The sequence below is a fragment of the Olegusella massiliensis genome, assembly GCF_900078545.1.
In the GTDB taxonomy this organism is placed as follows: Bacteria; Actinomycetota; Coriobacteriia; order Coriobacteriales; family Atopobiaceae; genus Olegusella; species Olegusella massiliensis.
The window spans coordinates 1,628,353-1,649,019 of the sequence record NZ_FLLS01000002.1 but is presented as its reverse complement, the minus strand read 5'-3'; the positions used below and the strand labels follow the sequence as shown (position 1 = coordinate 1,649,019).

17 protein-coding genes and 1 tRNA gene are annotated in these 20,667 nt (G+C 47.8%); 1 reads left to right on the top strand and 17 read right to left on the bottom strand.

Annotated features, from left to right (window positions below):
- Positions 1 to 4: 4 nt before the first annotated feature.
- The 14 genes from BN4314_RS07460 to BN4314_RS07395 all read right to left on the bottom strand — a co-directional run bounded on the left by BN4314_RS07460 (position 5) and on the right by BN4314_RS07395 (position 17,202).
- Positions 5 to 574: a tryptophan transporter gene (locus BN4314_RS07460; protein ID WP_148424883.1), complete on the bottom strand. Its 570-nt coding sequence runs from the start codon at positions 572 to 574 to the stop codon at positions 5 to 7.
- 364 nt (positions 575 to 938) lie between these two features.
- Positions 939 to 1,190, bottom strand: a complete 252-nt coding sequence (gene rpmA / locus BN4314_RS07455) for a 50S ribosomal protein L27 (protein WP_021735304.1) — start codon at positions 1,188 to 1,190, stop codon at positions 939 to 941.
- A gap of 46 nt (positions 1,191 to 1,236) precedes the next feature.
- A complete protein-coding gene (gene rplU, locus BN4314_RS07450; RefSeq protein WP_068540619.1) occupies positions 1,237 to 1,545 on the bottom strand; it encodes a 50S ribosomal protein L21 in 309 nt (102 codons plus the stop codon).
- 211 nt (positions 1,546 to 1,756) lie between these two features.
- On the bottom strand, positions 1,757 to 2,746 hold the full coding sequence (locus tag BN4314_RS07445) for a hypothetical protein (protein ID WP_068540617.1): 990 nt from the start codon (positions 2,744 to 2,746) through the stop codon (positions 1,757 to 1,759).
- An 89-nt stretch (positions 2,747 to 2,835) separates the two neighbouring features.
- Positions 2,836 to 4,044 carry an FtsW/RodA/SpoVE family cell cycle protein gene (locus BN4314_RS07440; protein ID WP_068540615.1) on the bottom strand — a complete coding sequence of 403 codons (1,209 nt, stop codon included), beginning with the start codon at positions 4,042 to 4,044 and terminating at the stop codon, positions 2,836 to 2,838.
- 1 nt (position 4,045) lies between these two features.
- Positions 4,046 to 6,070, bottom strand: a complete 2,025-nt coding sequence (mrdA, locus tag BN4314_RS07435; RefSeq protein ID WP_325062667.1) for a penicillin-binding protein 2 — start codon at positions 6,068 to 6,070, stop codon at positions 4,046 to 4,048.
- Between the two features lie 14 nt (positions 6,071 to 6,084).
- A complete protein-coding gene (gene mreD / locus BN4314_RS07430; protein ID WP_068540614.1) occupies positions 6,085 to 6,660 on the bottom strand; it encodes a rod shape-determining protein MreD in 576 nt (191 codons plus the stop codon).
- 6 nt (positions 6,661 to 6,666) lie between these two features.
- Positions 6,667 to 7,683, bottom strand: coding sequence for a rod shape-determining protein MreC (gene mreC / locus BN4314_RS07425; protein ID WP_068540612.1), 1,017 nt, complete (start codon positions 7,681 to 7,683; stop codon positions 6,667 to 6,669).
- Between the two features lie 11 nt (positions 7,684 to 7,694).
- Positions 7,695 to 8,747 (bottom strand): rod shape-determining protein, encoded by a 1,053-nt coding sequence (gene mreB / locus BN4314_RS07420; protein WP_021625356.1) that lies wholly within the window; start codon positions 8,745 to 8,747, stop codon positions 7,695 to 7,697.
- 19 nt (positions 8,748 to 8,766) lie between these two features.
- Entirely contained in the window at positions 8,767 to 10,254 is a 1,488-nt protein-coding gene (locus tag BN4314_RS07415; RefSeq protein WP_068540610.1) for a tetratricopeptide repeat protein, read from the bottom strand.
- Between the two features lie 64 nt (positions 10,255 to 10,318).
- Positions 10,319 to 10,861, bottom strand: a complete 543-nt coding sequence (locus tag BN4314_RS07410) for a peptidylprolyl isomerase (RefSeq protein WP_068540608.1) — start codon at positions 10,859 to 10,861, stop codon at positions 10,319 to 10,321.
- A gap of 134 nt (positions 10,862 to 10,995) precedes the next feature.
- Positions 10,996 to 12,024, bottom strand: coding sequence for a zinc ribbon domain-containing protein (locus tag BN4314_RS07405; RefSeq protein WP_068540606.1), 1,029 nt, complete (start codon positions 12,022 to 12,024; stop codon positions 10,996 to 10,998).
- A gap of 62 nt (positions 12,025 to 12,086) precedes the next feature.
- A complete protein-coding gene (gene acnA, locus BN4314_RS07400) occupies positions 12,087 to 14,831 on the bottom strand; it encodes an aconitate hydratase AcnA (protein ID WP_082911227.1) in 2,745 nt (914 codons plus the stop codon).
- Positions 14,767 to 17,202: an HAD-IC family P-type ATPase gene (locus BN4314_RS07395; protein ID WP_068540604.1), complete on the bottom strand. Its 2,436-nt coding sequence runs from the start codon at positions 17,200 to 17,202 to the stop codon at positions 14,767 to 14,769. Before BN4314_RS07395 ends, acnA begins: the two co-directional genes overlap by 65 nt.
- 67 nt (positions 17,203 to 17,269) lie before the next feature.
- On the opposite strand from BN4314_RS07395, the gene BN4314_RS07390 reads away from it, so the two are divergent.
- A tRNA-Arg gene (locus tag BN4314_RS07390) sits at positions 17,270 to 17,346 on the top strand.
- 62 nt (positions 17,347 to 17,408) lie between these two features.
- Here BN4314_RS07390 and aroB read toward each other — a convergent pair.
- From aroB to aroF, 3 genes are read right to left on the bottom strand one after another with little or no spacing between them, the layout of a single operon-like run.
- Positions 17,409 to 18,476 (bottom strand): 3-dehydroquinate synthase, encoded by a 1,068-nt coding sequence (aroB, locus tag BN4314_RS07385; RefSeq protein ID WP_068540602.1) that lies wholly within the window; start codon positions 18,474 to 18,476, stop codon positions 17,409 to 17,411.
- Between the two features lie 12 nt (positions 18,477 to 18,488).
- Positions 18,489 to 19,385 (bottom strand): prephenate dehydrogenase, encoded by an 897-nt coding sequence (locus BN4314_RS07380; protein ID WP_068540600.1) that lies wholly within the window; start codon positions 19,383 to 19,385, stop codon positions 18,489 to 18,491.
- The gene (gene aroF / locus BN4314_RS07375; RefSeq protein WP_021735444.1) at positions 19,372 to 20,466 is read right to left on the bottom strand and encodes a 3-deoxy-7-phosphoheptulonate synthase; all 1,095 of its coding nucleotides are present in this window, start codon (positions 20,464 to 20,466) and stop codon (positions 19,372 to 19,374) included. The genes BN4314_RS07380 and aroF overlap by 14 nt, the downstream gene beginning before the upstream one ends.
- Positions 20,467 to 20,667: the final 201 nt, after the last annotated feature.

The following is a 20,667-nucleotide window of genomic DNA, read 5'->3' as shown; positions in this document are numbered from 1 at the left end:
TAAATTAACGAGAGACAACCTTACGTAAAGCAGGGTAAAGGCCACCTACTACCAAGGCATTGCCCACTGCAGTACTCAGCACAACAATTAATAAGGGCAGCATGGAAGCAAGTGCACCTTTAAGCACGATAACCATTGCAATAGAAGCAAAAATAAGACCAGAGACCAAAGTAGTGACAAAACCCACTACAAAAGGGAGATATACAGGTGTCTTATCATCGGTAAATTTATTGACTAACAAAAAGGCTACAGCTGCACCAGGAATATCCGCCACATATTCAACACCAGGAATGGAAGTAGTAATTTGAATGACGGTGGCTGCGAGGATACCAAAGATTATTGCTTGAGGCAGGTTTGGCTTAAGCAACAGGATAGCCAAGCAATATGCAGCAATACAGAACTCAGGTTTGATACCTGTAATAGCGAGCATGCTACCCACTGTTGCATTGAGAATAAAACCTGCAGCAAGAAGAATCGCGACGAGAACCAAAGAACCAACATCGAGTTTGCCCGACTGTGCCTGAGTACTTTTGATGGTACGGACTTCAGCGTCAGTAAGCTTCGAATTTTCCATGAGAGTTTCTCCTAACATGAGCTTTGATAGTCAAAGGTAAATTGAATGTCACAAAAAAACGGCTCCCGGTCAACCCGGAAGTCGTCTGCACAAGTCATATGGCAGCAAGCGACTAGAGTCGACCAAAAGAAGACCAGCTACGCCACCACCAGTTCATGCCCTTAGCAATGCTTATCTGAGTCATCATGGTCAAACTCCCTTCTTCACTCGGTTTCGTGTTAGTGGGACTATATCAAAGAGCAAGCTAAGATTACGTCTCATTTCACATACGTTTATGAATTGAAACAAAGTGTTCAAGCAAGACAGCCAAACAAAAGAAAACCCCATCGCATCAGCGATGGGGTGTGCTCATACAGCTTGTACTCTACTCAGCAGGCACCACGTTAACAACGTGCTTGGCACCTCTAACAAACTGCACGGTGCCATCCTGCAGTGCAAAAAGCGTGTCATCCTTGCCACGACCCACGCCTGTACCAGGAGTAATGTGCGTGCCACGCTGACGAACAATAACCTGACCGGTCTTAATTGTCTGACCGCCAAAAATCTTGGTACCAAGACGCTGAGCGTTGGAATCGCGACCATTGCGCGAAGACGCTTGGCCCTTTTTATGTGCCATAGTACTACCTGCCTTACTCGAAAAAACTAACGGGAATAGCGCGAGCCTACGCGGGGATGGAAGTAATCTGCAGGCGCGTAAGCTGCTGCCTGTGACCCTTGGTGCGATGATAACGCTTGCGCTTGTGAAGCTTGAAGACAATAACCTTCTTGCCCTTGTGCTGATCGACCACCTCAGCGATAACCTTTTTACCCTCGAGCTCAGCGGGAGCGACAACGGTCTTTGCGTCGTCAGCAAGCATCAGGACGTCGAGGTTGACCTTGTCGCCAGGCTGCGCGTTGAGCTTTTCGACGTCAATGACATCGCCCTCGGCAACCTTATACTGCTTGCCACCAGTCGTAACGATTGCGTACATGTGAGAACCCTTCGATGCTGGAATAGTGCAACAGCTATCCATAATACAGGCGTCGACCTGCATCGTCAACGGAAAAACCGTCAGAGATACAGCGGACGCCTCTAGTTAGGATATACAGCTTAGCCAATTGGAGCAAGTTCTTTATCGCATCCACAAGACTAACACCAAATGTAGACTATTTACCCCAAGATATTGCGATTTGACGTCCGATTTAGCGATAGCTTATATAGCCGGTAGTACCTGCTGTAGGCGCAGTGGAAACATCGCTGGATAACACAGGGGCGATGCGCTTGACTGCAGTATGGCTCTGCTGAGCCTCGGCGACTGCAGCGCGTTGTGTAAGTAGCTTGTCTTTAAGACTCACTGCAACACGGCTAAGGCTTCCGTCATTTTGAGCTTCCAAAAGCTGAGCGGTGAGCAGGGTACCTGCAAATCCCATAGCTCCTCTCCCCAACCAATTGCCTATTGGCAAAATATTGCGCAGCACACGAGCAAGCTGACGCCAACTGAGCCCGCAAGCCAAAACCAAAGCCGTATCTATCAAAAAAGCAGGCGATAAAGAGCGGCCAGATGCAGCAGCAATGCTCAAGGCTAATTTGAGTTGGTTGACGGTCATGATGGGAAAATCTGAGCCGTGAATAATATCGACAGCACCAACCGCAGCATTTTGAGCAGCACAAAGCAGTACAAGCGAATCAATGAGTGTCTGTCTACAAAAACTATAAGACGCAGCAAAGGCCACTGCTTTATCGCTAGCCTCTACCATCCACTGAGCTAAAGGTTTTGCAAGGTCTGCAGTATTTGAAACGGCAATAGGCGTCAGTAAGTCTTTAAAACGTTCGTCCAAATTGTCAAAAGAAGGTAGATCGAGACTGCTTTCCGCAATCAAAGCGCAGGGTACTCCAGATTCTGCCAAACGCTTTGCTTCTTTGGCCACAAGAGCAAACTGACTCCCCACAACAAAAATAGCAAGGTCAGGCACAAGCGTTGTGCCCACACCATATTCAAGCTCTTTGATGCTTAACTCAGCACTTGACTGTTCGGCACAAAGCAGTCGTTTGAGTTCAAGTACCAGCTCACGAGCAGCAGACATATCGATTAGTACCAAAGTATGTGTAGGTGCACAACGCTGCTCATCAGAGCTTTTGCTCTCACTTATAAGCTCAAGCATGCTCGATAGCGAAAAAGCCTTCTTTGCCATGCCAGTTTCTCCTCTACACCGTTTTCCTTTTCCATTGTACTGTCAAGAAAAACAAGCATCGTGATAAATGATGCGTCCTATGTATTTGCCTAAGCAGCTTTGGGACGATGATGCCAAATGGATTGAATAATACCTGCAGCCGATAGTTGTACAACCATCGAAGATGAACCAAAGCTAATAAAGGGTAAGGGAATGCCGGTAATAGGCATAATTCCAATACACATACCCACATTTTGCAAGAGCTGGAACGTCCACATTGTTGCAACACCTGCAAGCAACAATTTTGCATACGGTGATTCAAAACGACGCGCAAGCCAAATCGTAGAAAATATTGCCCAACCAAAGAGAGCTAAAAGCAAAGTTGCCCCCATAAAACCAAACTCTTCTGCCAAAAGAGCAAAAACAAAGTCAGTGTGTGCCTCAGGCAAAAAGCCCGACCAAGCTTGACTCGCATTACCGATACCTTTACCAAATAGTCCGCCAGAGCCAACTGCAATTTTCGCCTGCAGCAGGTTGTAACCATCACCAGCAGGATCTACCGAAGGGTCAACAAAGACAAGTAAGCGTTTGAGCTGATAAGCCTTAAGAAGTTTGAGAGCGTGTGGAACATTGTCAGCCAATGAAAGACCAACAACCAAAGCAGCAACAGCTACTACCAAACCAATAGTAATGAGAACCCAGCTTTTCTTGGCGCCAGACATGATAATAATGGAGGCACCAACAACAAAAACAATGAGACCTGTACCAAGGTCCTGAATAATCAAAATGGCAAAAATAGCAGCAAGTACACCGCAAATCTTGAAATAATCTTGCAGAGTATCGATCTTGCCATTGTATTCTGCGCCAAGACCTGCCATCAAAAAAATAGTGAGTACCTTGACAATTTCTGAAGGCTGGAAACGCAAGCCCACCAAAGGTATTTTGACCCAGCCTGTCATACCTTTGGCAGAAATGCCAAAACCAGGAACATTGGGTAATACAATCAGCCCGACGATAATAACAAAAAGCACAATCGAAGATGATTGCATCACGCGATAGTCACTGCGCCAAATAGCAATTGCCACAGCAAAACCCATTATGATGCCTAGCAAATGTCGAGGAAAAGAGACGTCCGCGATAGTACGAGAAGCAGACCAAATAATTACGGTGCCGTAGCATACTAACAGTAATACAGGCACAAGTCCACCTAGATAAAAACTACTCAAAGGCCCTGAAAGGCGGCCTTTTTTTGTAGATGCGATATTCTGCCTGTCAAAAAGTGAGCGAAGATGCTCAAAAAAAGAAGATTTTTCTGCCATGTTATCTATCCCCCTCTACCTCTTGCTCAGATGTATCGGGTTGACCATAGATAGCACCAAGTACGTCACGAACAACATAAAGAGCCGAAGCACTACCAAAGCCTGCATATTCCAAGCATGATGCAACAACATATTTGGGTTTATCTGCAGGAACATAGGAAATAAACCAACCATGAGGCTGGTCATGGCCAGACTCTGCAGTACCAGTTTTGCCAGCAACGCGCACGGTCATATTGGTGAAATGAGATGCCTGAGCTTCAGATTCATCATAGACAACACCTTTAAGCGCTCTATGTATCAAATCAAAATTCGTATCACTTTCCTTGACTTTTTTAGGATCTTTTGCCTTGTAATCGATAACTGATCCAGAACCCTCACGAGACATAACGCTTTTAAGCACATGTGGAGTAAACCAGTATCCACCGTTAGCGAGGCCGGCATAAACGCAAGTCATTTGCAACGGTGTCACCAACAAGTCGCCCTGACCTATAGCAAGGTTGGTATTGTCGCCGCCTTGCCAACTACGAGCAGTATCATCTGCCGAACTGAAGTAATTCCACTTCCATTTTGCATCAGGTACACGCCCCACAGATTCGCTGGGCAAATCAATACCTGTCTTTTTGCCCAAGCCCCAAGAGCGATATTTATCCTGCAACGCTTCGGGGGTCTTGGAATAAAAGATTGCCTTACCAATTTCATAAAAAACAACATCGCAGGAAAAGACTATACCTGTCTCAATAGACATAATGCCGTGGCCATCATGGTTCCAGCAGTACTGGCCATAATCTTTACCAAAACCAGTCCAATATCCAGTGCAATTATAGGTAGAGCTTTGAGTTGCAAGCTGATTGTCTAAGGCTGCCAAAGCAGAAAGTGGTTTGATTGTGGAAGCAGAAGGGTACTGACCAGTTACAGCACGATTGAGGAGAGGGTTGTCGCTTTCTTCCTTACCAAGCTCTTCCCAGTCGGAAGCAGAGATACCCCCAACAAAGATATTGGGGGAAAATGTTGGTTCACTTGCCATAGCAAGAATTTCACCATTAGTGACATCCATACAGATGACACAGCCTGCGATACGATCTTCGTTTTCAGGCTTAGAAAGCTTTTTTATAATCTTTTGCAAAGCCTCTTCAGCAGCTTCTTGGAGACCACTATCCAACGTCAGCATCACATCAGAGCCAGGCTGAGGATCAATGGTACTTACGTGATCAAGTACCTTACCATCAGCATTGACATATACGGTCTTTTCACCACGAATACCTTGTAAAACATTTTCATACTGATATTCAACGCCCGCTTGGCCTACCGTGTCTCCTGACTGATAGTCGGCATTGCCCCCGGTTCTTTTATCCTTGGCATTCTTGAGCTGATCAGCAGATATGGTGCCCGTATAGCCAACAACGTGAGCAGCGAGACTGCCATGGGGATAAAGACGCACCGTACGCTGTTCCACAGTAACATCGTGGAAAAGATAGGGGCGTTCTTCAATATAGGCCACAGTATGACGAGAAACGTCAGAAGCAACCGTACGCATGCTTTGTGCACCGTCGCTTGTATCTTGGATTTTGCGGCGCACTGCATGCCAAGGCATACCGATAAGGTTGCCAAGGAGCTGACACTCCAGTTGATCATCGGCAACCACCGATGAAGCAGTCACCGTCAAAGAAGACCTATTGGTAACCAACTCATTGCCATTGCGGTCCAAAATACGACCACGCGGAGCAGGTGTCGAAATAGTACGGGTACGATTGGATTCAGCCTGCTGACTATACGTATTGGTAGAGAGAAGCTGCATGGACCAAAGTTTGACCCAAAGCGCCGCAATTACTGTCCCTGAAAAAATACCAAGCCCAGCCAAACGCTCGCGAAAACCAGTATCTGGTGAGTTACCCGCACCACCCATCGCACGAGGCGCAGCCCCACCAATATCAAAGGTAAAACGTGACTCCCCTCGCCCAAATATCAAGAAAATGACAATAAGGGCAAGAGCAATGAGTAGACAGATGACTACAATGACCGTGGTCATACTCATAGCTCAGCCTACAGCTTTCCTAGATCGTAATGTCCACCACCGCGGCGCTTACCTGCAAGTCCAGCTTTGCGCGCGGTCTTCATGGCAGAATTACCAGATCCCAGATTTAAGAAGTGCGTAAAAATAGCAAAAACTAGGAGTGTCAGCAAAAAAGTCGGTAGCGTTCTCAACACTACGGCATCAACAAAGGACTTGGATGCTCCCACAAAAAGCATGGTTAAGTGATAAACCAAGTTAGCTACCAGCGAGCTGGCCGCAAAAGCAGTAATACTTTCAGTAGGCTCATCAGAAAGCCTATTGCGTTCTTCAGATCCCAAGATATAACTCATCACGGTAAGCAAGAAAGCCATCAAACCAAAAGGCCCTGTAGTGGATAGATCATAAAACACGCCGGCAGCAAAACTAGCAAGCACACCGGCTCCGCCACCAACAGACAAAGAGACAATTCCCGCAAATACCATAGCGATATTTGCGCGTCCATTTCCAATACCAATATTGGGAGCCAAGGCTAGCTGAAGCACAATGCAAATCAGCGCCAAAACACCAAAGGAGCGGCGATTTTTATTTTTGTCACGTATCTGCATGGTCGCCTACTCCTCTCCCGAAGATGAGTTATCAGAACCATCAGAACTGCTACTACCTAAAGCAGGACTGCCACTGTTGGCACTGTTGTTGACACCCTTTACTTGCTTTGAGTCTTGCTTGTCGGCAGCTGCGATTTCTTTTTCTGTAGCTTCCTGCCCTTCGGTAAGCGAGGTAACTACCAATACTTCTTCAAAATTCTCCGTGGAAGAAAGAGCGGAAACTTGGATATCGAGATAGAGCGCTCCTGTTGTACGATTGACGTTATATACGCGTCCCAGAGGTAGACCCTTGGGGAAAACACCACCCAATCCACTGGTAACTACCATATCCCCTACTTCAACTTTTTGGTCAGTACCAATCAAAGTGAGATGTAGAGTGCCATCGGCAGAACCATTAAGCATACCTTGGACACGCGTACCTTGAAGCATTGCGGCCACACTCGAGCCTTCATCTGTAAGCAGACGGACCGTTGAAGACGTAGGGCTGCAGGCAATAGTCTGACCAATAATACCTGCAGCATCGGTAACAGGCATGCCCACTGCAAGACCCGCAAGAGTACCCTTATCAATGGTAACCGTAGAACTCCATGAGTCAGTCGAACCCGCAATAATACGCGCCGCTGTAGACTTGAGATTGTAGGAGTCCTGCAAGTCTAAAAGCTTCTGTAAACGTTTTGCTGTTTGCTGAGCTTCTTCAAGCTCAGCATTACGCGCAGTCAGCTTTTCGTTGCGCGTCTTAAGCTCAGAGAGTGTCTCCTGACTCGACGTAAGGTTGGCAAAGATATTTCCCAAACCTTGAAAAGGTGCCGTGACAGCAGCGCCAAGCGTCTTTACAGGGCTCATAATTACCTGAAAGCCACCGCGGATACTATTGAGAGGACCTTTTCCTGCTTCGCGACTCCCCAAAGTAAAAAATACTACGGAAAGTACAACGCACACGACTGCAACTCGCAAGCCATTATTGACACTGCGCTTACGCAGCTGAGCAGGCGTACCAAGTCCGCCGAGTGAATGACGAGGCATGCTATAGCCCCCTACTGACCCGCACTCTGTACGAAGCCACCCGTCAATGCATTGGCCTCAAGGACCTTGGCACAGCCGTTAACGACGTTTTCGAGTGCGGTAGGACTCACGTTGACAGGCACACCGGTCTCATCGCGTAGGCGTTGATCAAGACCGCGCAGCAAACCACCGCCACCAGTCAGAAGGATTCCGTAATACATCAGGTCGCTTGCAAGGTCAGGAGGAGTTATATCCAAAGCATCCTTAACTGCCTTGGTAACATCATCCAAAGGCTTGTCAAGAGCGCGGCGAATTTCCTCGCTTTCAATGCGCACGGCCTTGGGAAGACCGCTCATAACATCACGGCCATTAACCTCTACATCTAATTCCTCTGCCAAGGGCGCAGCGGAGCCAACCTTAATCTTGATGTCTTCCGCCGTACGCTCACCAATCGAAAGATTATATGCATCGCGTACATGCTCAAGAATAACCTGGTCAAACTCATCACCAGCAGTACGAATCGACTGGGATACAACAATGCCACCCATAGCAATAACAGCAACCTCAGTGGTGCCGCCGCCAATATCAACAACCATAGATCCCGTTGGGTCTTCAATGGGTAAATCAGCACCAATAGCTGCAGCCATGGGCTCTTCGATTAAATATGCCTGACGAGCACCAGCCTGGATGGTAGCCTCAAAAACAGCACGCTTCTCGACAGAAGTGACACCGGAAGGCACGCAAACAACAACGCGGGGACGAGGCGACCAAGGATACTGCCTAGATTGAGAGCCGCGAGCTTTCTCGATGAAATACCGAAGCATCACTTCAGTGACATCAAAGTCAGCAATAACGCCATCCTTGAGCGGGCGCTCAGCAATGATAGAACCAGGAGTACGACCAATCATGCGCTTTGCATCAGCGCCGACTGCCAGCACTCTATCCTCACTTTTATCGATAGCGACAACGGAGGGCTCATTAATTACGATACCTTGACCACGAACAGCAACCAAAGTATTTGCTGTTCCAAGGTCAATTGCAAGATCGCCGCTATACTCCCCGAAGAGTGTATCGAGAATCGACATCTTCCCTGCCTTCTACCTGCTAGTTCTGGGACGTCTGGGTGTTTGAATCAGTACTTTGTTGATCGTTATTTTGAGTGTTCTGCTCGGAAGTATTTTGAGTGTCGGTCGTAGGATTGCTCTGAGTCGTAGCATTTTCGGTAGGCTGAGTCGCATTAGCATCAGTTTTATCCGCTGTATCAGACTGCGAAGGCTCAGTCTCAAGTTTGGTATCGCCACCGGCAGTTGAAGGGGATTGCAATTCTATCTTGGCAACCTTCCAACCAATGCCTTCACGAACAAGGGTCGCAGTATATGCCAGCGAACCACCATCTTGCAGTTGGACATCAACAAGCACTTTAGAAGTACTCATAGACTGTTCTTGAGTAACCGCTTTGACCGACTTCACACCAGCAGGAAGCTCTTGGTCAAGCTGTTTTCGAGCATCATCGGTCAGCTTGGGAGACACAAGACTCGAGTAGTCAGCGCCTTCATTTGCCTTCTCAAAAAGACTGGTAGTGACATCAGCCTGCATAGGCCAGCCATAGCCTTTCCAATACGCAAAGGCAGCTGCGCCCAAAAGAAGTACCAAAATAAAGAAGAAAATAAAGAAGGCTTTAAGGCCACGGTGCTTGTGCTTGCGGCGAATCTTTTTATCTTGCTTTACCACTTCTTCTTCATTAAGAGAAAAGAATCCCGTATCTTCAGGCGAAGGAATAAATTCCCCGGACTTGCCCAAGGGATCAAGGGGATCAACCCCGGCGCTCACACTTTGAGAGCCATATCCCGCAGCAGCGAGAAGTGCATCTGTCTCGGAAGGACCATCACCTGACTTGGCACTTAATGCGCGCTGGGCGGCATCCGCAGAGATACGCTCCTCGGGTGTCAGCTGATAGTGACCATCAGTGGTGGCACGGCCAAAAGCATCAGCAGCCTCGGACATACGATTTGCCGCTACATAGGCAAGACCCATAGAGGCATAAATCTTATTTTGATTATCTTCGGCAGTCGCAAAATCAAGGGCAGTACGATATGCCTCGATAGCATCTGCTGCACGGCCTAACTTCATAAAGCAAGAGCCAAGCTTGGTCAAAGCCACAGAAGGCTTAGGGTTGGACTCATCAATTGCAGCATTGCGATAAGCAACACCACCATCACGCGCATCACCCAACTGCAGATAGGCATCACCCAAAGCAATATAAGCCTTGTAAGGAGTAGCATAGCTGCCGTCTTTAGTCGCCATTGTCAAAGAGGCAACAGCCTCCTGCGGACGACCTGCAGCAAGCAAAGCGCGACCACGATTGCAGGCTAGCGCGCCCGTATGACCATAGGTGGAGTCACGAAGAGCATCGGCATAAGAAACTGCAGCCTCGTCATAACGGCCAAGGCGCATGTAGCAGTTACCAAGAAGATGGTCAATCTGACCAGACACCTCACCAGGACCTTTTGCCTGAACAAACAGCTCTACTGCAACACCAAAGTTTGCCTGTTTGTATGCTTCATTTCCCGCTGCAAATGCTTGTGTATTCACTCTGGGACGCTCCTATCATTCTTGAGCCTAGTTCAGCCAACCACGCTCAGACAGTTACTGAGACTTACGCATGCTCAATACGAATTGAATTAATACTATCGCCTGCGCGCAAAGACTGCTCAATCTCAAGGCCTTCAATTGTCTGGCCAAAGACTGTATAACCAGAGTCTAGCCCATGCTGAGCACCGAGGCAGAAATAGAATTGAGAACCTGCTGAATCAGGCGACTGAGAACGCGCCATAGCAAGAGCGCCATCATCATGGGAATTGCGAGGATTGGTCGTAAATTCCTGTTTGATACGATAGCCAGGGCCACCCGTACCAGGCATTCCATCGGGACCCATCTTACCTGCCGCAACATCAATGGCAGACATATCGCGCGTATGAGGGCAACCACCTTGGATAACAAAACCAGGAACATAGCGGTGGAACTTTAGACCATCATAAAAACCAGCCGAAGCCAGCTCGCAAAAGTTTGCGACATGAATAGGCGCGCCTGCACCATCAAGACGCACGCGAATTACACCCTTATTAGTATCGATCGTGGCAATCTCATCGCCTACGACCTTATATTCAGGCTCATAGAGCGGATCAGAGAAGAAACCCATGTGTCTGCTCACCCCTCACTACGGCATGTTGCCAGCAGCATTAAACATATCTGTACGAGTTTACCAGCGCAAGCCGCGTTTCACATATTCGGCAGACGCTAAGTTATAGTTAAGAATAAACCATAAACCTAAATTTACTGAGCAGGTTTTGTTGGCTTCCAGGCTGAATAATTCGAATCAAAGTGTGAACGGAAGGTATTCTTGCCACTTGAGTCGGTGTGTTCATTAATTGCAGCAAAAATCTCATCACCTCTACCTTTGGCATTGTCAAGTTCGGCAGACTTTTTCCAACAGGTACGAAGATCGTCAGACCAGTTACGCAGCCACGAACCGAGAGTTTTAAAGTTAGATACATCCTGAGCATAAGTGCCCGTTGTGATGTCAATCTCATCTACTGACTTGAGGGTATTATCCAGACGAATGGCAAGCTCCTCTTGGCTATCGTGACCTGCTTTACGTTCGTCAGCACTGCCCCTCGTGCCCTTTTCTTTCAGCAGGCTTTCGCTTTTTTCGAGCTCCTCTTCATAGCTGTTGTACTGCTCATAGACTGCCATGAGCTTTTGATATGTAAGTTCATCAGCAGAAAGCACTTTTTTTTCTGCATCAGAGCCTGATGCCTTATCTTGACTCAACTCATTTTTTTTGCCAGGAAATCCTGCCATAGACATATCCGCAGGTACCTTTGCTTTGGTGGCAAAAGCCTCAGCATTCCAAGGATGAGTGATATAAAGTACCGTACCACCCACCACAAGCAACGATGCAAGAGCTGCTACCAAAGCTACGCGTGCGCGCGGGAAATTATCATGTTTGTTTAAAGGGCCATAAGCCTCAGGGTTTGCAGGAACCGCACTCTCGATGCGCGGCATTGCATGGGTCTCCCCCTCCTCCAAACTCTTTTCCTCACGGGCTTTCCGCTCTTCCTCAGCTTTTTTTAAAATCTCTTTGGTAGCTGTGGATATATTGCTTTGTGGATGAAGCTTGGCAGGGACAAGAGTGCCGCAAGCAGAACACCGGTCAGCACCTAAAGGAACCAGCGCACCACAATTGGCACACCAGCTTTGCTCAAGACGAGGAAGTCGCGTGGTCATACCCAAGTCACCATGACAAGCAGGACAACGCAATACATCATCAGAAATATGCGAACCACAATGTGGACAAATCACAGACCTCCTCCTTCCTCATTCATAGATACACAATCTTCATAGAGATCAGACTGCTTGCGCACTTATACTGCACTCAAATCATTGAGCACATAGGGCAAGATACCCCCTGCTCGTACAAAATCTGCCTCCGTTGGCGTATCAATACGTACCACACACTCAAAATGCACACGGTCGCCATGAGATTTGCGAGCGCAGACCATACAACTGGTATCGCCAGCTATAAGTTGTTCAAGTTTGATTTCGGACAAATCAAACTCTTCACTACCATCAAGGCCTAGTGTTTCAGCATTTTGACCTTCAGAAAACTGTAAGGGAATAACACCCATTTGAACAAGGTTTGAACGATGAATGCGTTCAAAACTTTCGGCAAGTACCGCGCGCACGCCAAGCAAGGCAGGACCTTTTGCAGCCCAATCGCGACTCGATCCCGAGCCATACATCTTGCCCGCTATGATAACGAGAGGGATTTGCTTGCTGCGATAATCCATAGCGGCATCAAAGATACTCGTGAGCGTACCATCAACAAAGTTGCGCGTCCAACCACCCGTCTTACCAGCAGCAAGCTTATTGACAAGTTTTACGTTGGCAAAGGTACCGCGCATCATAAGTTCATGATTACCACGGCGACTACCAAAGGTATTAAAGTCGTCCTCGCTGATACCCCGCTCGATTAAATAACGTGCAGCGGGACCATCACTTGCAATGCTTCCTGCTGGTGAAATATGGTCTGTTGTTACAAAATCACCTAACAAAGCGAGCGCGCGAGCACCTTGAATCTTGATGCTCTCCCCCGTCCGCGCCTCTTCAAAATAGCTGGGACGACGTACATAGGTAGACGAAGTATCCCAGTTGAAGGTAGCAGAAGAGCTCGCAGGAATTGAAGCCCATTCAGGATATCCACTCTGCAGCCCTATGCCACCCTCTTCATAAAGCTCAGGAGTCAGTACCGATACCAAAATCTGAGCTACCTCATCATCGCTTGGCATTAACTCAGAAAGCATAAGGGGCGTACCATCAGCAGCATGTCCTACTGGTGTCGACGTCAAATCACAATTAACCGTACCGGTTAATGCATATGCAACCACCAGCGCAGGCTCCATGAGGAAGTTTTGCGCCACATCAGGAGAGATGCGCCCATCAAAATTACGATTACCCGAGAGCACGCTTGCAAGCTCAACGCGGTCTGTAATATCGTGAAGAGGAGCAGCAATAGGACCTGAGTTACCAATGCAACTCATGCAACCAAAGCCACACACAGCAAAGCCTAGCTGCTCAAGACTCTCAGAAAGACCTGCACGGTCAAGAATCATTGCTGCCGCATGACTGCCAGGAGCCAAAATAGTCTTGACCCAAGGAGCGGTATGCAAGCCCTTATCAACTGCCGCCTTTGCAAGAAGGCCAGCCTGAACCATCATGGCAGGGTCAGTTGCTGTAGTGCAGCTAGTGATAGCAGCAATTGCAACAGCACCGTGACCAATCTGATACCTCTGTCCTTTGAGTTGAATATCAAACATCTCATGAGGCACATGACCGTGAGCGATAACACCCTCTTCAAAACGTATAGCAAGATCTGCGGGCACAACACGTCGATGTGGTCTTGAGGGCCCAGCTAAACTCTGCTGCACTTCAGCAAGATTAATCTCAATGGTTTTGGCATACACGCGATCAGAAGTTTTTTCTCGCATGCCTTGCAAATCAAGGTATTTTTCAATGAGCTTAATTTGCTCTTCTGAGCGACCAGTAAGCAAAAGATAATCCATCGTAGGAGTATCCACGGGAAAAAGCGTAGTTGTAGCTCCATACTCTGGAGTCATATTGGCAACGCATGCACGTTGGGTAGCACTGAGCGTACCCACGCCATCACCAGTAACCTCCACAAGACTGCCTACAACACCCTCTGCGCGCAGTCGCTCGCACACCGTAAGCGCCAAATCCATACCACTGATTCCTTGTGGCAATCTACCGGTAAGCTTAAGCTCAACCACAGGAGGCACCAGCATGCTTATCGGCTGACCTAAAGCTGCAGCCTCAGCCTCTATACCACCAACACCCCATCCAAGAATACCGAGGCCATTTGCTGTAGTGGTATGGGAGTCGGTGCCAACCAGACTATCAAAACATGCAACGGGAACTGTTTGGTCGGCAAGAGCGTCGGTAGAGACAACTTCGCAGAAACGTTCCATATTGAGCTGATGGCAAATCCCCTCTCCTGGAGGAACTATGCGCACGTTGTCAAAGGATTTTGCTGACCACTTAAGGAAAGCAAAGCGTTCACGATTGCGCTCTACTTCCTTGAGACGATTAGTCAAGGCAGAGCAGGAGGTACCTGCCTCATCAGCAATGACCGAATGGTCAATGACCAAGGTACACGGGATACGTGGGCTCACACGCTCCGGATTCCCACCACGAGCTACCATAGCGTCGCGCATAGCAGCAAAGTCTACAAAAACAGGTACACCCGTAAAATCCTGAAAGAGTACGCGAGCGGGCATAAAAGGAATTTCAGCACCCTTGGTGCCCTCAAGTGCCGCCGAGACGATACGACCCGCCAAAAGAGCAGCTTCATCGTCATCTTTGGCGCGACGTACACAGTTTTCTAGCAAAACAAATAAGGCATAGGGAAGCTTATCTGCCCCAGGAATATCCGCAACCTTATATGCGCGAAACTTCTTTTTACCAACAACAAGCTCTACGCTCTTTTTTGCCTTATGTACTGCTTGCACAAAATTCTCAGAGCTAACATCAACTTTCAAATCGGTCGCGCAAGGCTTCTTGCCAAGCTGCGCGTCGCTTGTCACGTCCAACATTTAATGCCTCCACCCGAGCAACTGCACCTTTAAGGAACCCGGCATCAAGCGCAGGCCCACTTAGCCAATCATAACTATGCTTGAATATCCCCACTGACAGCAAAGCTACAATCGCGCAAAAGATGTAACCTCCAAGCGATAAATCCTCAATTGAAAAGAACTCAAAGAAAAATAACGTTGCAATCAACAGTGAACAAATCATGACCCCAAGAAGAGCTTTTCTCAGTGCATTGAGGGGCAGCGAAATACGCCATACCAAGATAATACCTATGATGGCAACCAAATAGGTGCAAGCTGTTGATACCAATCCAAAAGACCAACCAAGCGCACGTCCAGCCAAAATCTCGGCAAAAAGAGCGACTACAATCGCCAATGATGCCGGTAGTGAACGACTTAGCACGTGCTCAAGGAAAGATCCTGTGACAAGTTCATGATTGGGCTCCAATGCAAGTACCAAGCTTGGAAGTCCAATAACGATGCCTGACAAAAGCGAAGCTTGTATAGGAATAAAAGGATAGGGTGGCAAAAATACGCAAATAAAAGCTAGGACTGCAGCATAGACCGTCTTGACCAAAAACAGAGAAGCCGAACGCTGAAGATTATTGATAGAACGACGTCCTTCTGCAACAACTTCAGGCATGTGAGCAAAATCATCATCAGCAAGGACAATCTCGGCAACATTGCGCGCTGCTGCAGAACCTGAGGCCATAGCAACCGAGCAGTCCGCTTCACGCAAAGCCAAGATATCGTTCACTCCATCGCCCGTCATAGCAACCGTATGCCCTTGGTTTTTGAGTGCAATAACCAATTCACGCTTTATTTCGGGGGTCACGCGGCCAAAGACGCAATAATCTCTCACCGCCTGTGCAACAGCTGTTTTGTCTGTAAGCGTTGAAGTATCAATCCATTTGTCAGCTTGAGGAACACCCGCCATACGAGCAATGGCGGAGACCGTTACCGGGTCATCACCCGAAATAACCCGGAGATTAACTCCTTGTTGGATGAAATATTCCATCGTCTCCTGCGCGCTGGCACGAAGTTCATCTTGGATACTCACAAAGCCTAGGAGTTGTGGTTTGCCAACAAATACACCATTTTTGTCAAAATCCTCAACACGCGCCACAATTAATACGCGCGCTAATTCACCAAAAGAACGAAGCTGAGCCTCTACAGAGGAACACTCATCGCCAAGTACAAACTGTGCTGCACCCATTACGAGCGCTTGCCCATCCAAACAAATACAACCTGAGTATTTGCGCTGAGAAGAAAAAGGGACCGTACGCACGACATCTCGTGGCGCAACCTTCTGCGTTTTAACAAAATTCAAAATAGCAGTAGCAGTTTCGTTTGCATCGTCCTTACCTGCATGAGCAATGGTAGACAGTGCAGTGAGTGTTTGTTGGCGAAGTTGTTTTCCGCCATCTGCACCTACAACTTGGTCAACAATCATGCCACCTGTGGTAAGAGTGCCCGTCTTGTCCAAACAAAGCGTATCAACACGAGCAAGCGTCTCAATGCAATATGCCTGCTGTACGAGCACCTGACGTTGACCCAAACGCGTCGTTGCGACAGCTAATACAGTTGAAGTCAACAGAACAAGGCCTTGAGGAATCATGGCGATAACTGCAGACACCGAGGTCAAAATCGCATGATTAAGCTCAGCTCCCGTCATAGATGTACGAATAAAAAGCGCAAAGCCGAGAGGAATGAGCATGTAGCTACCAAGGCGGACAACAGATTCAACAACGCTTTTAATTTCAGAGCGTATGGGCTTAACGTATTTTGCTTCCGCATTGATATGCGCAGCATAACCGTCCTTGCCTACCTTATTAATGCGGCATACCAGAGACCCCGAGTCAACGAATGAACCTGAGAGAATCGCATCACCAACATGTTTTGAAACAGGCTCAGACTCACCTGTCAATAAACTTTCATTCATAGTCGCGCTACCCGCAAGCACCAAAGAATCTGCAGGCACCTGCTGTCCATGGGCAAGAACAATCACATCGTCAAGCACGAGTTCCGAAGAAGAAATAAGCTGATCTTTGCCATCGCGCCGTACGCGCACTTCTGAGGCGGTCAAGAGCTGCAGTCTATCAACCTGACGTTTTGCTCGAATCTCTTGAATCACCCCAATAAAAAGATTAATGAGAGGCGTGGTGACAAACAAAAGATTGCGAAAATAACCTGTAGCAAGCACCAAAAGTGCAATCACGAGGTTTATGCCATTAAAGAAGGTAAGAGTATGTTCGCTAATGATTTGCGCGATTGTTTTTGTTTTGACATCAGTGTCGACATTTGATTTACCCTGAGCCTTACGCTTTGCTACCTCAGCTCCACTAAGACCTGTATAGTTATCGGAAAACGCCAACGCTCCCCCTCTCAAAGTCACACATCTTGCTCTACCCTAGGTTGATTAACTATAATGCCAAACGTTCGCCCTCTTAGCTCAGTGGATTAGAGCGTCTGCCTCCGGAGCAGAAGGCCGCGGGTTCGAATCCCACAGAGGGCACCACACGCAAAATGAGTCCGTAGGAGCATAAACTTCTACGGACTTTTGTTTTAAAAATAAAGACGTTAGCGACATAAATCCAGAATTTGACGATATTTCTCAAGACTCACGCGTTCAACTGTAACCTCACCAATAGCATGTATACGCACAAGATTGATGTTATTGCCATGACGTTTTTTATCTGCCAATGAGCGCCTATAGAGACAATCCGGATCAAGCGCTGTCGTGGTAGGTAGCCCATGTGCGGCACAAAGACTGCTAATACGTTGACTGGTATCAATATCGCAGAGTCCAAGAGCAGCATCAGCGCGGGCCATACAGCAAAGGCCTGCGGCAACGCAACTTCCATGACCCAAGCGATACTCACTTTCTGCCTCAATGGCGTGGCCTATCGTGTGGCCCAAATTGAGGGTTTGACGAAGTCCTGCTTCACATTCGTCTGCATCCACTACATCACGTTTAATCTCAACACAACGACTCACAAGCTCAATGATGCGCTGAGGATCATCCAACGTAAGCGCTCTTTCTTCAAGGGACGCAAAAAGCTTTGGGTCACAGAGCACGCCGTACTTGATAACCTCGCCAATAGAATCAGAGAAGAGCTCAGGCGATAGCGTCGATAGGCAGTTGATGTCGGCAATGACGGCAGATGGTTGCCAAAAGGCACCCGCAAGATTTTTACCTGCAGCAAGGTCCACAGCTGTCTTACCACCAACAGAGGAATCAACCATCGCAAGTAATGAAGTAGGCACCTGCACTACCGCACAACCGCGCATATAACAGGCAGCAGCAAAGCCAGCTAAATCGCCTATAACCCCACCGCCTAACGCCACCACAACATCATCTCGGGCAAGACCAGCCTCAGCAAAATGTTCAAGCAGACCTGAAAGAACGGTCATATTTTTGGATTGCTCACCTGCAGGAATAATGGCAGTTTTTACGTCGTAAGCTGCAGCCTTAAGCGCGTTTTGTGCTTGTGCGCCATACAAAGGGTATACATTGCTATCTGAAACAAGCATGGCTGTTTGTCCACCAACACAGCTGCGCGCTACAGAACCCAAGGAATTTAAAATGTCATTTCCTACCTGTACTTCATAGCTACGCGATGGCGTGTTCACCGAAACGCTTTTCATCAGTTTTCTCCTCTAAGCAGAGCGTGACTCCGCCTCACGCTTCAGGCGATCGCCTTCCGCTAAAAGATCAAAGAGTTTTTGCTCATCATGCTTATCAAGTGCATCTTTGTACTGCTGCAAATTGCCAATCAAAGTCTCTAGTTCTGCACTTAAATTATCTGCATTATCCAAAAAGAGTTCTGTCCACATACCTGGATTCAAACGTGCAACACGCGTCAACTCACGGTAAGAACCAGCCGAGAAACCCTTGTGATGGCGTGCCGCAGGACTTTTGACATATGCATTAGACACCACATGCGCAAGCTGGCTCGTATAAGCAATCATCTCATCATGATAGGCAGCACTAGCAAGCATCCAACTACCAAAACCTACGGGCGCGAGCAGTTGCTTGAGTCGCTCCAAAATATCTACACGCTCAATGTCGTCCATCTGCTCAGGAGGTACCACCACCATGGGAGCGCCGCGAAACATTGAAGCGCGTGAATGTGCATAACCAGAGTACTGAGTACCTGCCATAGGGTGACAGCCCACAAAAGCAAAACCATATTTTTTTGCCAACGGAAAGCCGCTTTGACAAACCGCGCGCTTAACGCCCACCGTGTCAATCACAATAGTGCCCGTTGAAATAAGTGGAGCTTTTTCTTTTAGCCACTCAATCGCTGACGCAGGATAGCCCGCCAAAATCAAGAGTTCGCAGCTGGGAATGGACATATCATTGAGCTCACCTGCAACCGTATCAATCATTGCTAACTCAAGAGTTGCATGCGTGCGATTCCAGGCAAAAACCTCGCGTCCACCCTCATGGAGGGCTTTGGCAAAAGAGCCTCCCATCAGACCAAGACCAACGATACCAACACGCCCTGAAACAAAATTTGATGTATTGGATTCATTTAGACTAGGCTTTGGCATCCTCTTCCCTCTCAGCTGCAAGATTTTTTGCATCCATGGAGCCAGGCAGCGGCGCTTCCTCGCAATCAAGGTCTACCGTAATTGCCTGACGAATTAAAGCAATGCGCTTCATAGCCTCAGCAAACATCTCAGGCGTGAGTGCTTGTGCCCCATCCGACCACGCAAGAGAAGGCTGATTGTGAACCTCGATTTCCAAACCATCAGCACCTGCAGCGGTTGCCGCATAGGCAATAGGACTTACGTAACGTGTGTAGCCTGTCGCATGACTGGGGTCTCCTACCACAGGTAAGTGCGTCAGTTTGTGTAGTACAGGAATTGCATTGACATCAAAGGTATTACGTGTACGCTTCTCAAAACTACGGATGCCACGCTCGCACAGGATAACGTTTTGATTTCCCTCACTCATGATGTACTCTGCAGCCATCAGCAACTCATCTATCGTACCCGCAATTCCGCGCTTAAGCAGGATAGGGATGTTGGTTTTTCCCACCTCACGCAACAACGGGAAGTTCTGCGCATTTCGAGCACCAATTTGCATAACATTAATCTTTTTGTCCACAAAAAGTTGGACATCGCGAGGATCCATAACCTCAGTAACAATAGGCATATTGGTTTCTTGCGCCGCCTCAAGTAACAGGTCAAGCCCTTCTTCACCCATACCTTGGTAGGCATAAGGACTCGTGCGAGGCTTGTATGCACCCCCGCGCAGCATCGTGGCTCCAGCCGCTTTGACTGCGCGTGCAATCTCAATCAAGTTCATTCCTTCGACTGAACAAGGTCCAGCCATAACTTGAAAATGACCGCCACCAATCAATACGCCTCGACCACAATCAACAATGGTGTCATTGGGATGAAACTTACGATTGGCCTTTTTGAAGGGTTCAGACACACGTTGAACCTGCTCAATAATGTCCATACTTTCAAGCAAGAAGGGATCAATTTGTGTGGTATCGCCAATAATGCCCACAATGGTTTCATTTTGTCCCTGGCTGACATTTGCCTTGTACCCACGGCCCTCAATCCATTGAATAAAATGGTCCAGCTGCTCTTTGGTAGCTGTCTTTTTAACGATGGCAATCATAGGGGCCATCCTCCTTTGTCTTCGAATCAAAATATTTAGTCATAGTACATGGTAACAACCCAACAAAAATAAGTATTTTCAAATGACAAGTTAGTAACTACTGCGACGTATTTATATCTCTTGAATTTTCCACTCCTTACCATAATCCACTCCTTACAATAACTATGTAAGAAACCAAACGAGATTTCGGAGTATCTGCGT